Raw genomic sequence first — 13,847 nt, 5'->3', positions numbered from 1 at the left:
CACCCTACAAAGCCGGAGGCGTCGGTGGCGGTGCCTAGACTTTCTGCCATGCCCACCCTCGACTCCCGCCTCGACGGTGTCGTCGGCACCGCGGCCAAGACGCTCGAGCGCGCGTTCGGGATGAAGACCGTGGGCGATCTGCTCGGCCACTATCCTCGGCGCTACGCCCGTCGGGGCGAGCTGACGCCCATCCTCACGCTGCCCGTGGGCGAGACGGTCACCATCGTCGCCGAGGTGCGCCGCGTCGGCGAACGGCGCATGCGCAACCGCAGCGGGAGCATCCTCGAGGTCGTGATCGGCGACGGCACCGGCGAGATGTCGCTGACGTTCTTCAATCAGTCCTGGCGCATGAAGGACCTCCGGCCGGGGCGTCGCGGCACCTTCTCGGGAAAGGTGGGGGAGTACCGCGGGTCGGTGCAGTTGACGCATCCCGCCTACGAACTCTTCGATGACATCGACACCGCCCTCATGTCGGCCGAAGCGTGGGCGAAGCTTCCCATCCCCATCTATCCGGCGACCAGCACGCTGACGAGCTGGCAGATCACCAAGCTCGTCCACCACGCCCTCGACGTGCTCGACCCCGTGCCCGACCCGCTACCCGACAGGCTTCGCGAGGCTGCTCGTCTGCTTCCGCTGGGCACCGCCATCGAACGCATTCACCGCCCGGACTTCGACGAGCAGATCGAACCAGCCCGACAGACGCTCCGCATGCACGAGGCCTTCGTGCTGCAGGCGGCGCTGCTGCAGCAGCGTCAGTTCGTGCGGGCGATGTCGGCGACCGCCCGGACATCGGGCGCACTGCTGGCCGACTTCGATGCGCGACTGCCGTTCGAGCTCACCGAGGATCAGGTCGAGGTCGGTGAGCGCATCGGCGCGGACCTCGCCGGGGCCTGGCCGATGAACCGTCTCGTGCAGGGCGAGGTCGGCTCGGGGAAGACGCTGGTGGCGCTCCGAGCGATGCTCCAGGTCGCCGAGAGCGGGGGGCAGTCCGCCCTCATCGCGCCGACCGAGGTCCTCGCCGCTCAGCATCTTCGCTCGATCACCAAAATGCTCGGCCCCGAACTCGCCCCGCGGATCATGCCGACGCTGCTCACCGGGCAGCTCTCGGCGGCGGAACGACGACGCGCAGCACTGCGCGTCGCGTCGGGGCAGTCGCTCGTCGTCGTCGGCACGCACGCCCTCCTGAGCGAGAGCACGACCTTCGCCGACCTCGGACTCGTCGTCGTCGACGAGCAGCACCGGTTCGGGGTCGACCAGCGCGAATCGTTGCGGGCGAAGGGAACCTCCCCGCACGCTCTGGTCCTCACGGCCACACCCATCCCCCGCACCGTCGCGATGACGGTGTTCGGCGACCTCGACGTCTCCACGATCCGCTCGATGCCGGCCGGACGAGCAGGCATCGAGACGCACGTGGCTCCGGTCGCCGAGCGACCGGCCTGGTTCGCTCGCGTGTGGGACCGCATCGCCGAAGAGGTGTCGCAGGGACGACAGGCGTTCGTCGTGTGCGCGGCGATCGACGCCGACGGCAGCGGAGGAGCCGTGCGCGACGGCGCCGACGCCCCCACCGTCGACCCCCTCGCTGACGCCGATGCGGCGGGCGCGGGTCCGGCGCGCACGCGATGGGGCGTCGTGCAGGTCGCAGAGCTGCTGGCGGGGCACCCGGCCTTCGCGGCGCTGCGCGTCGAGACGCTGCACGGCAAGATGCCCGCCGAGCACAAGGACGCGGTGATGCAGGCCTTCGCCCGCGGCGAGGTCGACGTGCTCGTGGCAACGACCGTCGTCGAGGTCGGCGTCGATGTGCCCAACGCCTCGACGATGGTCATCCTCGAGGCTGATCGATTCGGTGTGTCGCAGCTCCACCAGTTGCGGGGGCGTGTCGGCCGCGGCGGCGTGCCGGGCCTGTGCCTGCTCGTGACGGAGGCCGAGCGAGGCAGTCCCGCGCGCGACCGGGTCGATGCGGTGGCGCGCACCCTCGACGGATTCGCCCTCGCCGAGGTCGACCTCGAGCTGCGGGGCGAGGGAGATGTGCTCGGTGACGCGCAGTCGGGCGCGCGCACCTCGCTGCGACTGCTCCGGGTCGTCACCGACGCCGACATGATCGCCCACGCCCGCGCCGCGGCCGAGGAGGTGCTCGCAGCCGATCCGGCCCTGGAAGGACACCCCGCGCTGGAGGCGGCCCTCGCGCGGAGGGTGGGGATGGCGGAACGAGCAGCCCTCGCCAAGAACTGAGCACGGCCGCGCCGCTAGGCTGGCCGCATGAGCAGCCGTGTCGCCGTGGTCCCGGGATCCTTCGACCCGCCGACCCTGGGCCACCTCGACGTCATCCGTCGCGCCGCGGGTCTGTACGACCGGCTGCACGTACTGGTCGTGCACAATCCGGACAAGGAGGCGATGCTTCCGATCGCGCAGCGCCTGTCGCTGCTGGAGGAATCCATCGCCGAGGGCGACGTCGACGGCGACGTGGTCGTTGCGGCCTGGAGCGTCGGTCTGCTCGTCGACTACGCGGTGGAGGTCGGAGCGGGCGTGCTCGTGAAGGGCATCCGCTCACAGGTGGACGTCGCATACGAGACCCCCATGGCCATCGTGAACCGGCACCTCGCCGAGATCGAGACGGTGTTCCTGCTGCCCGACCCCGCCCACGCCATGGTGTCGAGCTCCCTGGTCCGGCAGGTGTCGGCTCTCGGCGGCGACGTGTCGCCGTTCGTACCTGCGCCGGTTGCGCGCTTCCTCGACACGGGGGCCCGCGGGATCTGACGGGATGCTCCGACCGGCCCGCCTCCCGCTTCGCACGGGTAGCATTGTCGACCGTGGTCAAGCACAGTCAGGGACCGTTCGTCCTCCCCGTCCGCGACATCACCCACCGCCCGGGTGAGATGCGCGAGTTCGAGATCGAGGTGACTGCTCCCGAGAAGTGGGGCGAGGGCCTCGTCTCGGTTCCGCAGGGTGAGCCGATCACCGTCCACGTGCGTCTGGAGTCGGTTCACGAGGGCATTCTCGTCTCCGCGGACATCGACACCGACTACCGAGGCGTCTGCGGTCGGTGCCTCACCGATGTGTCGGAACCGGTCGAAGTCGAGTTTCAGGAGCTTTTCGCGTATCCTGGATCGGAACAAACTGACTTCGAGGTTCACGACGACCACGTGGATCTTGAACCTCCGGTCAGGGAAGCGATCGTCTTGTCGCTTCCGTTCCAGCCGGTGTGTCAGCCGGACTGTCCCGGGCTCGACCCCGTGACGGGCGAGAGGCTGACGGAGCGCACGGTTCAGGAGCAGCCCGCTCCGATCGATCCGCGCTGGGCCGCGTTGCAGGACTACACCACAGACCACGACGACACCTCGCGCCCGTGAGGGCGGGCAGGTCGCCGAGAACACAGAAGAGAGTCAGCCATGGCAGGTAACCCCCCGAAGCGGAAGGTCTCCCGTTCCAACACGCGCTCACGCCGCGCGCAGTGGAAGGCCGAGGCCCCCACGCTCGTCAAGACCGTCGAGAACGGCAAGACCGTCTACAGTCGTCCGCACCAGGCGAAGGTCGTCACCGACTCGCAGGGCACGGAGCTGTTCCTGGAGTACAAGGGCCGCAAGGTCGCCGACGTCTGATCGGCCGTCGCGGCTGATCATGGCGCAGCGTGGCACGCGGGCGACGGCGTCCGACGCGTCCCTTCTCGACAAGCTCGGGGTCGATATCGACCCCGAGCTTCTGTCGCTTGCGCTCACCCACCGTTCGTGGGCGTATGAGAACGGCCAAGGACCGCACAACGAACGTCTCGAGTTCCTCGGGGACAGTGTGCTCGGCCAAGCCGTCACCGTGCGGCTGTACACCCGGCATCCCGAACTCGACGAGGGCTCGCTGGCCAAGCGTCGTGCAAGCGTGGTGTCCACCGTCGCGCTGGCCGAGGTCGCGCGCGGCATCCGGCTCGGGGAGCATTTGCGCCTGGGGGTCGGTGAAGACCGCACGGGCGGGCGGGACAAGGACTCGATCCTCGCCGACACCATGGAGGCCGTGATCGGCGCGACCTATCTGTCGACGGGTCCGGACGCGGCGACCTCCCTCGTCCTGCGGCTGGTCGAGCCGCTGCTCGCGGATCCCGAGCGCTACGGCGTCGCGATGGATCCCAAGACGGGACTCCAGGAGCTCGCCGCGAGGCTCGAGCGTCCGGCGCCGGTCTACGAGGTCGATTCCACCGGTCCCGACCACGACCGGTTGTTCACCGCCACGGTCGCCGTCGGCGATCACTCCTCGGTCGGCGTCGGGACCAGCAAGAAGCAGGCCGAGATGGCCGCGGCGCTCGCCGCGTGGCACGAGCTCAGCGCGCGTGCCTGAGCTGCCCGAGGTCGAGGTCGTCCGTGCGGGCCTCGCCCCCGCCGTCAGCGGCGCCCGGGTGGCCGCCGTGACGGTGCTCGATGACCGGGCTCTCACACGGCACCCCGGCACCGCGGCCGACTTCGAGGCGCGACTGACGGGGCGGACGATGCAGGCGGCCGCGCGCCGCGGCAAGTTCCTGTGGCTCCCGCTCCTGGCGGAGGCGCCGGAGGAATCGGTCGGCGTCGTCGCGCACCTCGGCATGAGCGGTCAGCTGCTGCTTCGTCCCGCCGGTTCGCCCCCCGAGCGTCACGAACGTGTTCGCCTCGACGTGCAGCACCCCGAGCACGGCGAGCTCGCCGTCGTGTTCGCCGATCAGCGCACCTTCGGCTCGCTCGCCTGGGACGCCCTCGTGCCGACACCGGACGCCGCGGCCGGGGGCGCCGGCTGGCCGGCCGCGACCGTTCCGACGCAGGTCGTTCACATCGCCCGCGACCCCCTCGACCCCGCGTTCGCCGAAGCGGACTTCCGGAAGGCTCTGGGCCGCAAGGGCTCCGCGATCAAGCGCGTGCTGCTGGATCAGACCGTCGTGAGCGGCATCGGGAACATCTATGCCGACGAGTCCCTGTGGGCTGCTCGCATCCATCCCGAGACGCCGGCGTTCGCATTGACCACTCGAGCCGTGCAGCGCCTGCTCTCCGAGGTTCGCGCGGTGCTGCACAAGGCCCTCGCCGAGGGTGGGACGAGTTTCGACGCGCAGTACGTGAACGTCAACGGTCAGGCGGGCTACTTCGCCCATTCGCTGAACGTCTACGGGCGCACCGGGCAGGCCTGTCCGCGCTGCGGGCATCCGGTCGTGCGGGTGTCGTTCACCAACCGCAGCAGCCACTTCTGCGCCCGGTGCCAGAGGCGCGCGTCCTGAGGTTCACGTCAGCGTCTTCTTCCAGGCGCCGTCGTACAGGACGGGGACGAATCCGAGTGCCTCGTTGATGTCGAGCATCGGCCGGTTCTCCTCGGCGTTGTAGGTCAGCACGCGCGGGGAGTCCGGCGCGATCTCGCGCCATCGCAGCAGACCGGCGCACTTGACCAGCATGCCCAGGCGGTGCCCGCGATGCGCCGCGAGTACGAGGGTGTCCTCCTGGAACGTGACCGAACCGGGAGCGGAGCCGCGCACGAGTTCGTTGAACGCGCACAGCTCACCGGTGGCGATGTGCTCTGCGGCGGTCACCAGAACGCGGTGGCCGCCGTCGAGCCACAGGGCGTCGTGCCGTTCCACGCGGGCGGCATCCCAGGCCTCTTCGTCGAAGGTCAGCGCGGCGGCGGGAACATCCGTCGACATCCGCGACTTCATCCAGGCGTACCCGGCGACGCGTTCCGCGGGAGTGGGCAGCATCCACTGCACGACCCGGTAGCCGGAGGCCGCCGCCCGGGCAGCGGTGAGCAGGCTCTGCACCCGATCCGGTGCGGCGGTGAGGTCGAAGGCGCTGCATCGCTCGATCTGCTCGAGGGTGTAGCCGTGCCGTCGATAGAAGCGCGCGGCGTGATCGAGGGGGATGCTGCCGAACCCCGTCGGCGGTGCAAGACGTTCGCCCCGAGCGTCGGGGTGGTCCGCCCACGACTGCAGGACCGTGCGCCCGTGTTCGCGCGCCGTCCTCTCGACGAGACGGTGAGCGGCCGAGCCGATGCCGCGCCCCCACGACGCCCGGATGAGTTCGATGGTCCAGAAGGCCACCGTCGACACGGCTTCGAGAGGGATGTCCACGCCGACCCGGCCGATCGCGCGTCCGTCGTCGTCGGTCACGAGCCACAGATGCCGGATCTCATACGCGTCCGGGCGGTAGTGCGGCAACAGCTCCGCAACGGTGCGGGTGTGGTCGTCGGTCCCGGACACCTCCCGGGAGACGGTGTTGCGTGCCGCCACGGTGGCGACGAAGTCCGACGCGTCGGGATCCGCCGGTGATCGGGGGATCCCGACGCGGCGGAACGAGCCGCCGTGGAAGGGGACGACCTCGGGGGTCGTGTCGGACATGATCGCTTCTTCCGTCGGGTGGTCACAGGCGTGGAACGCGCAGCAGGTAGACGCGTTCGGCCCGTCTCTCGCGTTCGGCGCGTTCGCGGCGTGCGGCGTCGCGTCGAGACAGCTGTGCAGGGTCATCGGCGACGTCGAGGCGCCGAGCGCTCCGGAGGAGCAGCCACAGGCCGAGACGCAGTTCGAGCCGATCGAGGGCGGACAGGCGGTGATCGCTCACCGCGGCGGACAGGGTTTCCCGCTCGTGCGAAGGCACGAAGGGTGCGAGTGTGTTCACGGAAGTGCACTTTCGAGTGAGGACGCGCGAATGGCGCAGAATGATCGAGCGGCAGGGAGCCTCGGGGTGAAGCGAGGTCGAGCCGGGGGTGCCGAAGCGGCGCGCACAGATGGCGCAGGGTGCGGGTGAGGCGGCGGTCAGGCGGCGACGCGCGTGACGACGTCGCGGAATCCGGCCACCGGAGCGAGACCACGGTGCGGGGAGCGGATCCCGGTACGGGTGATCGGCGCAAAAGGCGCAAGCATCTGAATCATCGGTGACCTCCTTTCCGGCTGAGACGCGATCTGGACATTAGCGCGGCGGATCCAAGACGTCAAGGGATTTCTCGGTTTCGGTGGACGACGGGCGTGTCGGATGCGATCGATGACCGTCTGTCGCGCCGACGTCACGGCGCGTCTCGGGTAGCGTGTATCGGTGATCCAGACAGGCCGGAGGACGCATCCATGCACCTGAAGAGCGTGACGCTCAAAGGGTTCAAGTCGTTCGCCCAGCCGACGACCTTCGAACTCGAGACAGGGGTCACGTGCATCGTCGGGCCGAACGGATCCGGCAAGTCCAATGTCGTCGACGCGCTCGCGTGGGTGATGGGGGAGCAGGGTGCGAAGACGCTGCGCGGCGGCAAGATGGAGGATGTCATCTTCGCCGGAACGGCCACGCGCGGTCCGCTCGGACGTGTCGAGGTGCAGCTGACCATCGACAACGGCGACGGTGCCCTGCCGATCGAGTACGCCGAGGTGAGCATCCGCCGCACCCTGTTCCGCAACGGATCGAGTGAATACGCGATCAACGGCGAGTCGTGTCGGCTCCTCGACGTGCAGGAGCTGCTGAGCGATTCGGGGCTCGGTCGCGAGATGCACGTCATCGTCGGTCAGGGCCGGCTCGACGCCGTGCTGCAGGCCTCTCCCGAAGACCGCCGCGGCTTCATCGAAGAAGCAGCAGGCATCCTCAAGCATCGGCGCCGTAAAGAGAAGACGTTGCGCAAGCTCGAGGCGATGGAGGCGAACCTCACACGCCTCAGCGACCTGGCCGGCGAGCTGCGCCGACAGCTCAAGCCGCTCGGTCGGCAGGCCGAGATCGCCAGAGAGGCGCAATCGATCGCCGCGATCGTGCGCGACGCGAAGGCGCGGCTGCTCGCCGACGACCTCGTCGCCCTGCGCACCGAGCTCGACGCGTTCGCCCGCACCGAGCAGGAGCGGCACACCGAGCGCGGAGCATTGCAGGAGCAGCTCGACGTCGTGCGTGGCCGCATCGCGCATCTCGAGGCCGAACAGCGTTCGGAAGCCGTCGACGAGGCGCGGCGCGTCGCCCACGGCCTGGAGCGTGTTCAGGAGCGCCTCCGGTCGCTCTACGCCCTCGCCGGGCAGCGCCTGTCGCTGCTGGCGGAACCGGAGCAGAGCGACATCGTCGAGGGCGCGACGGTGACCCAGGCGGCGATCGACGAGGCACGAGCCGAGATCGACGACATCGCCGCGGGCCTCGGTGACGCGCAGGACGCCGCCGAATCGGCGGGGCGCGACGTCATCCGTGCCCGCGCCGAGCTCGACGCTCTCGATGTCGACATCGCCGAGCAGAGCTCACTCGTTTCGGCGCACGACATGAAGATCACCGCGATGCGCGGAACGGCCGAGGCAGCGGATTCCGCCCTGACAGCGGTGCGCACTGCGGTCGACCGCCAGCAGAAAGCGCTCGATGCGGCACTGACCCGACGTGCCGAGGCCGAGGCGGAACTCGACGAGATCGACGTCGGCTCGGCGCCGCAGAGCGCCGTCGACGAGAACGCCGCCGCCTACGAGCGCGCTCAGCGCACCGCCGGCGATCTCGAGACCGCGGTCTCGGAGCTGCGCGACAGACTGCACGCCGCCGAGCGCGAGGGCGAAGCCCTCAGCGCACAGACCGCGGCCCTCTCCCGTGCGCTCGACGTGCGCAACGCGGCGTCGGAGCTCCTCGCCGAAGGCGCTGCCGGGCTTGTCGGCCTCGTGGGGGACGCGGTGCAGGTCACGCCGGGATACGAGGCCGCGATCGCCGCCGTGCTCGGCCCCCTCGCCGAGGGTGTTCTCGCCCAGGACCGCAGTGCCGCTTTCGACCTCGCGTCGACCCTGCGCGGTCGTGATCTCGGTGTCGTGGACATCGTCATCGCCGACGTCCGGGTTGGCGGCAGCGACCTGCCGGAGATCCCCGGCACGCGCCCCGCTCACGAGGTGGTGACGGCGCCGGCCGGCATTCAGGACATGCTCGCCCGTGTGCTGATCGCGGACGACCTCGACGCCGTGCGCGCCGTCGCCGACACTCTCGACGCGCAGCCCGCCGCGCCGCTGACGGTGGTCACGCGAGACGGCGAGGTCTTCACCGGACCGACGGTGCGTGCCGGCTCCGGTCAGGGGCGATCGCGCCTCGAGCTCGCCGCTGAACGCGACGGCGCCGCGGATCGACGCGCCGAGATCCTGGTCGTCGCCGACTCGCTGCGCGAGGCGCTCGGTGAACGGTCGGCACAGCTCGATCGCGCCCGCGCCGAGACGAAGGCGAGCCTGTCCGCGCTCCGCGAGCACGACGCCGCGCTCGCGGCCCACGCCGAGCGCGTCAATCGCGCGACGGTGCGCCAGGAGTCGGCCTCTGCCGAGTGCGAGCGGCTCACAGCCGGACTCCGTCAAGCTCAGGCTGCCGTGGAAGAGGCCGAGGCGGCTGCCCGGTCCGCACAGGAGCAGCTGACCCACGCGCTGGAGCTTCCCCGGCCCATTCTCGACGTCTCCGCGCGCGACAGCCTTCTCCTCGCGCTCGAAGAGGCCCGCGACGCCGAGATGCGCGCACGGCTCGACGTCGAGACGCTGCGGGAGCGCGTGCGAGCCGGGCAGGCACGGGTGCAGCAACTGGAGAGACAGCGTGAGCGCGAGCGAGCGGCCGCGGAGGAGGCGGCGCGGCGCGCCGTCATCCGCCGTGCGCAGCGTGAGACCGCGCAGGGGATCTCGGCCGCGCTGCCCGCGGTGCTCGACTCCGTCGACCGCTCGCTCAGTCAGGCGCGTGTCGAACTGGCCGCGGCCGAGTCCGCGCGCACGGCGCTGACGGCGGAGCTCGCCGACCTCCGCCGATCCGAAGCCTCGACGCGGGAGCGGCTCGCCGGGCTCACCGAGAGCGTGCACGGGCTGGAATTGACCATTCACGAGAAGAAGCTGCACGTGTCGAGCCTGCTGGAGCGGGTATCGAACGAGTTGGGTCTCGGCGAAGACGTCCTGGTCGGGGAATACGGTCCGGATCAGCCCGTTCCTTGCGACGTAGACCCCTCATCGAGCAGTCTCAACGCCGCGGGCGAGCAATCTGACGGTATGACGGAGGATGATATGCCGACGGTCGCATACGACCGGACGGCCCAACGGAAGCGGCTTCAGGAGGCCGAGCGGAAGCTGTCGCAGCTCGGCCGGGTGAACCCGCTGGCGCTGGAGGAGTTCGCCGCGCTCGAGCAGCGTCACAAATTCCTCGTGGATCAGCTCGACGATCTGACGCGTACCCGAAAGGATCTCGCGACCATCATCGAGGAGCTCGACGAGCGGATGCGGACCATCTTCCTCGAGGCGTTCGAGGACACGAAGGTCGCCTTCGGCGAGGTCTTCCCGATCCTCTTTCCGGGAGGAACCGGCAGCATCTCGCTCACCGACCCCGACGCGCCGTTGACGACCGGGATCGAGGTCTCCGTGCGTCCGGTCGGCAAGAAGATCGAGCGGTTGTCGCTGCTGTCCGGGGGAGAGCGCTCACTCGCCGCCGTCGCGCTGCTGACGGCGATCTTCAAGGCGCGGCCGAGCCCCTTCTACATCCTCGACGAGGTCGAGGCTGCCCTCGACGACGCGAACCTCGGCCGGCTGCTCGGCGTGTTCGAACAGCTTCGCGAGAGCAGCCAGCTCATCGTCATCACGCACCAGAAGCGCACGATGGAGATCGCCGATGCGCTCTACGGCGTCTCGATGCGTCAGGACGGCGTGTCCGCGGTCGTCGGCCAGCGCGTGCGCGACCGGGAGCGCGTCACCGCCTGATCCGTGGCGGGCTCCGGTCGCGGCGGGGCGACGCCCCTAGGCTGGGGGCATGGCAGAGAGTTCCTGGTCGCTCGGTCGCGCGCTGCGCGGCATGTTCGTGAAGCCGACGATCGACGAGACGACGTGGGACGACCTCGAGACGGCGCTGCTCACCGCCGACTTCGGTCCGGACATCACCGAGCGCATCGTCGACGAGCTGCGCGAGAAGGTCGATCGGTACCGCACCACCGATCCGAGAGACCTGCAGCGGATGCTGCGTGAGACGCTCGAGGAGCACTTCGCCCGGTTCGACACCACGCTGAAACTCACGGAGCGTCCGGCCGTCGTCCTCGTGGTCGGCGTCAACGGCGTGGGCAAGACCACCACGATCGGCAAGTTCGCCAAGTTCCTGCAGCGTTACGGACGCACCGTCGTCGTCGGGGCGGCCGACACCTTCCGGGCCGCGGCCGTCGAGCAGCTCGCCACGTGGGCCGAGCGCGGCGGCGCGACGATCGTGCGTCCCCAGCAGGAGGGTCAGGACCCCGCCTCGGTGGCGTTCCAGACGATCGACCACGCCAAGCAGACCGGCACGGAGATCGTGCTCATCGACACCGCCGGACGCCTGCACACCAAGGGTGGGCTGATGGATGAACTCACGAAGATCCGCCGGGTGGTCGAGAAGCAGGCGCCGATCAGCGAAGTGCTGCTCGTGCTCGACGCCACGACGGGACAGAACGGCGTGACGCAGGCGGAAGCGTTCCTGCAGCACGCCGGTGTGACCGGACTGGTCATCACCAAGCTCGACGGCTCCGCCAAGGGCGGTTTCATCCTCAACGTGCAGGAGCGCACCGGGATCCCGGTCAAGCTCCTCGGGCAGGGCGAGGGCATCGGCGACCTCACGGGGTTCACCCCGCACGTGTTCGCCGCGTCGCTCGTGGACTGATCCGGCGACACGACCCGCAGATCTATCGCCCGGGCGGGCGTGCTGGTTTCATGGAGGGATGGCGATCGAGCACGATTACTTCGGCCTTCTCGAGTCCGGCCCCGACGGGTCGCTCTTCTGGTCGGAGGTCGTCGAGCTCGGCGACCAGTCCGTGACCGTCGATCTCACCGCTCCCGATCAGGACGATGTCTCGCCCGCCGCGCTCGATGTCGCCGCCGCGCTCATCGCCGCCCTGGAGGCTGTCGACGCGAAGGCCCGGGGAGCGATGGTCTCCGAGCTCGGCGACCGCACCAGCGAGGTGATCGAGTACATCCTGCAGCAGCAGGAGTCGCTCGGCGACGACCTCGAGGACATGCTCGTCGACATCAGCGGTGACACCCACGTCGACATCATCCGGTCGCTGCAGATCATGAGCATGACCATCCTCGCGGACGAACTCGGCGGCAGCGATCCGTTCGCCGTGCTCGAGTACGCTCTGGATCCCGACGCGACGGACGATGTGCTGCTGGTGAACCTCGACTCCGACGGCGACGTCGTCTCGGTGACCAGCGCCGACTGACGGCTGCGGGCCCCGCGGTAGGTCGCCGAGCGCGTCAGACGGCCTGGGCGAAGCGGTCCGCGCCGGCTTCCTCGCCGATGTGCGCGAGGTGCCGGGGAAGGTCTCGTCCCATCGACCGCATGGACTGGGCCCACAGGCGCCCCGCGCGGTAGGACGAGCGCACGAGCGGACCGGCCAGCACGCCGAGGAATCCGATCCGCTCCGCCTCCGTCTTGAACGCGACGAACTCCTCCGGCTTGACCCAGCGGGCGACAGGCAGGTGCCGCGGGGACGGTCGAAGGTACTGCGTGATGGTGATGATGTCCGTGCCCGCCTCGCGGAGGTCCCGAAGCGCCTGCGCGACCTCCTCCGGCTCCTCGCCCATGCCGAGGATGAGGTTGGACTTCGTGATCAGACCGGCACGGTGTGCCCGCGTGAGCACGCCGAGCGACCGCTCGTAGCGGAAGGCCGGACGGATGCGCTTGAAGATGCGCGGCACCGTCTCGACGTTGTGGGCGAACACCTCGGGGCTGCTCGAGAAGACCTCGTCCAGCTGGTCGGGATCCCCGTTGAAGTCGGTGGCGAGGATCTCGACGCCGGTGCGCGGATTCCGCTCGTGGATGGCTCGGACCGTCTCCGCATGCAGCCACGCACCACCATCGGGCAGGTCGTCGCGGGCGACCCCCGTCACGGTCGCGTATCGGAGGTCCATCCTCGCGACGCTCTCGGCCACGCGCCGCGGTTCATCCGTGTCGTAGTCGGCGGGCTTGCCGGTGTCGATCTGGCAGAAGTCGCAGCGTCGCGTGCACTGGGAGCCGCCGATGAGGAAGGTCGCCTCGCGGTCTTCCCAGCACTCGTAGATGTTCGGGCACCCGGCCTCCTGGCAGACGGTGTGCAGCTCTTCGGTCTTCACGAGCGAGTGCAGCGCGGAGTACTCCGGTCCCATCTTCGCGCGCGTCTTGATCCACTCCGGCTTGCGCTCGATCGGCGTCTGCGCGTTGCGCACCTCGAGCCGCAGCATCCTGCGCCCGTCGGGTCGGGTCGCGGCACTGTCGCCGCTCGTGGGTGCGCAGCCGGTCATGCCGCCACCTCCGCGTAGGTGCTCGTGAGGTGCCGGATGACGGTGGCGACGATGTCGCGCGGACTGGTCACCACTCCGGAGGCTTCGCTCACTGTCGTGACGCCGGCGTCGGTGATCCCGCACGGAATGATGCCCTGGAACGGCGCGAGCGAGTTGTCGCAGTTGATCGCGAACCCGTGCATCGTCACTCCGCGCTCGACGCGCACGCCGATCGCGGCCACCTTGTCGTCGCCGAGGGGCCGCCGCACCCAGACCCCGCTCCGTCCGGTCACCTGCCGCCCTTCGACGCCGTGCTCGGCCAGCGCGTCGATGAGGAGGCGCTCGAGGCGCCGTACGTGGGCGACGACGTCGACGGGGTCGGGGAGGCGCACGATGGGATACCCGACGAGCTGACCGGGTCCGTGCCACGTGATCTTCCCGCCGCGGTCGACGTCGATGACCGGCGTGCCGTCGGTCGGGCGCTCGTGTGCCGCGGTGCGGGTGCCCGCGGTGTAGACGGCCTCGTGCTCCAGCAGCAGCACGGTGTCCGGGCGCGTGCGATCGACGACATCGGCGTGCACGCGTCGCTGCAGCTCCCACGCGTGGCGATAGGGCATGAGGTCGGGGGCGAGGCCCAGGGTCAGGATGTCGGGCATCACGAACCTTCCTGGAATGTTGGAACGCGTCCAACAATACCCGCGCT

13 protein-coding genes are annotated in these 13,847 nt (G+C 69.8%); 9 read left to right on the top strand and 4 right to left on the bottom strand.

Annotated elements, in window-relative coordinates:
- Positions 1-48 precede the first annotated feature (48 nt).
- The 6 genes from B3S45_RS11665 (at position 49) to mutM (ending at position 5,221) form a co-directional block, all read left to right on the top strand.
- Entirely contained in the window at positions 49-2,229 is a 2,181-nt protein-coding gene (locus B3S45_RS11665) for an ATP-dependent DNA helicase RecG (RefSeq protein WP_286720746.1), read from the top strand.
- Positions 2,230-2,256: 27 nt separating this feature from the next.
- Positions 2,257-2,754, top strand: a complete 498-nt coding sequence (gene coaD / locus B3S45_RS11660; protein WP_071043171.1) for a pantetheine-phosphate adenylyltransferase — start codon at positions 2,257-2,259, stop codon at positions 2,752-2,754.
- Between the two features lie 119 nt (positions 2,755-2,873).
- On the top strand, positions 2,874-3,347 hold the full coding sequence (locus tag B3S45_RS11655) for a YceD family protein (protein ID WP_286720777.1): 474 nt from the start codon (positions 2,874-2,876) through the stop codon (positions 3,345-3,347).
- A 39-nt stretch (positions 3,348-3,386) separates the two neighbouring features.
- Positions 3,387-3,596 carry a 50S ribosomal protein L32 gene (gene rpmF / locus B3S45_RS11650; RefSeq protein ID WP_045297913.1) on the top strand — a complete coding sequence of 70 codons (210 nt, stop codon included), beginning with the start codon at positions 3,387-3,389 and terminating at the stop codon, positions 3,594-3,596.
- 19 nt (positions 3,597-3,615) lie between these two features.
- Positions 3,616-4,320, top strand: coding sequence for a ribonuclease III (gene rnc, locus B3S45_RS11645; protein WP_286720737.1), 705 nt, complete (start codon positions 3,616-3,618; stop codon positions 4,318-4,320).
- Positions 4,313-5,221: a bifunctional DNA-formamidopyrimidine glycosylase/DNA-(apurinic or apyrimidinic site) lyase gene (gene mutM / locus B3S45_RS11640; RefSeq protein ID WP_286720736.1), complete on the top strand. Its 909-nt coding sequence runs from the start codon at positions 4,313-4,315 to the stop codon at positions 5,219-5,221. The genes rnc and mutM overlap by 8 nt, the downstream gene beginning before the upstream one ends.
- Before the next feature lie 3 nt (positions 5,222-5,224).
- Here mutM and B3S45_RS11635 read toward each other — a convergent pair whose 3' ends face one another.
- A complete protein-coding gene (locus B3S45_RS11635; protein WP_286720735.1) occupies positions 5,225-6,328 on the bottom strand; it encodes a GNAT family N-acetyltransferase in 1,104 nt (367 codons plus the stop codon).
- A gap of 22 nt (positions 6,329-6,350) precedes the next feature.
- Positions 6,351-6,605 carry a hypothetical protein gene (locus B3S45_RS11630; protein WP_286720733.1) on the bottom strand — a complete coding sequence of 85 codons (255 nt, stop codon included), beginning with the start codon at positions 6,603-6,605 and terminating at the stop codon, positions 6,351-6,353.
- Between the two features lie 443 nt (positions 6,606-7,048).
- Here B3S45_RS11630 and smc point away from each other — a divergent pair, with 443 nt between their 5' ends.
- From smc to B3S45_RS11615, 3 genes are read left to right on the top strand one after another with little or no spacing between them, the layout of a single operon-like run.
- Positions 7,049-10,624 (top strand): chromosome segregation protein SMC, encoded by a 3,576-nt coding sequence (gene smc / locus B3S45_RS11625; RefSeq protein WP_286720731.1) that lies wholly within the window; start codon positions 7,049-7,051, stop codon positions 10,622-10,624.
- A 49-nt stretch (positions 10,625-10,673) separates the two neighbouring features.
- Positions 10,674-11,546 (top strand): signal recognition particle-docking protein FtsY, encoded by an 873-nt coding sequence (ftsY, locus tag B3S45_RS11620; protein WP_286720730.1) that lies wholly within the window; start codon positions 10,674-10,676, stop codon positions 11,544-11,546.
- A gap of 58 nt (positions 11,547-11,604) precedes the next feature.
- Positions 11,605-12,105 carry a DUF2004 domain-containing protein gene (locus B3S45_RS11615; RefSeq protein WP_071043184.1) on the top strand — a complete coding sequence of 167 codons (501 nt, stop codon included), beginning with the start codon at positions 11,605-11,607 and terminating at the stop codon, positions 12,103-12,105.
- A 34-nt stretch (positions 12,106-12,139) separates the two neighbouring features.
- On the opposite strand, the gene lipA is transcribed toward B3S45_RS11615, so the two are convergent.
- Together lipA and lipB are read right to left on the bottom strand one after the other, a co-directional pair.
- Positions 12,140-13,165 (bottom strand): lipoyl synthase, encoded by a 1,026-nt coding sequence (gene lipA, locus B3S45_RS11610; protein ID WP_176759360.1) that lies wholly within the window; start codon positions 13,163-13,165, stop codon positions 12,140-12,142.
- On the bottom strand, positions 13,162-13,800 hold the full coding sequence (gene lipB / locus B3S45_RS11605) for a lipoyl(octanoyl) transferase LipB (protein WP_286720727.1): 639 nt from the start codon (positions 13,798-13,800) through the stop codon (positions 13,162-13,164). Before lipB ends, lipA begins: the two co-directional genes overlap by 4 nt.
- Positions 13,801-13,847 lie beyond the last annotated feature (47 nt).

This window comes from Microbacterium sp. UBA1612 (genome assembly GCF_002321605.1).
Taxonomy (GTDB): domain Bacteria; phylum Actinomycetota; class Actinomycetes; order Actinomycetales; family Microbacteriaceae; genus Microbacterium; species Microbacterium luteum.
The sequence above is the reverse complement of the archived record's forward strand: the minus strand, read 5'-3'. Positions and strand labels throughout refer to the sequence as shown.

Bases quoted from the DNA above. Each gene is read 5' to 3' on its own strand.
- rnc (WP_286720737.1), top strand. From the start codon at position 3,616: ATGGCGCAGCGTGGCACGCGGGCGACGGCGTCCGACGCGTCCCTTCTC.
- B3S45_RS11635 (WP_286720735.1), bottom strand. From the start codon at position 6,328: ATGTCCGACACGACCCCCGAGGTCGTCCCCTTCCACGGCGGCTCGTTC.
- smc (WP_286720731.1), top strand. From the start codon at position 7,049: ATGCACCTGAAGAGCGTGACGCTCAAAGGGTTCAAGTCGTTCGCCCAG.
- B3S45_RS11615 (WP_071043184.1), top strand. From the start codon at position 11,605: ATGGCGATCGAGCACGATTACTTCGGCCTTCTCGAGTCCGGCCCCGAC.
- B3S45_RS11655 (WP_286720777.1), top strand. From the start codon at position 2,874: ATGCGCGAGTTCGAGATCGAGGTGACTGCTCCCGAGAAGTGGGGCGAG.
- coaD (WP_071043171.1), top strand. From the start codon at position 2,257: ATGAGCAGCCGTGTCGCCGTGGTCCCGGGATCCTTCGACCCGCCGACC.
- B3S45_RS11665 (WP_286720746.1), top strand. From the start codon at position 49: ATGCCCACCCTCGACTCCCGCCTCGACGGTGTCGTCGGCACCGCGGCC.
- lipA (WP_176759360.1), bottom strand. From the start codon at position 13,165: ATGACCGGCTGCGCACCCACGAGCGGCGACAGTGCCGCGACCCGACCC.
- lipB (WP_286720727.1), bottom strand. From the start codon at position 13,800: ATGCCCGACATCCTGACCCTGGGCCTCGCCCCCGACCTCATGCCCTAT.
- rpmF (WP_045297913.1), top strand. From the start codon at position 3,387: ATGGCAGGTAACCCCCCGAAGCGGAAGGTCTCCCGTTCCAACACGCGC.
- ftsY (WP_286720730.1), top strand. From the start codon at position 10,674: ATGGCAGAGAGTTCCTGGTCGCTCGGTCGCGCGCTGCGCGGCATGTTC.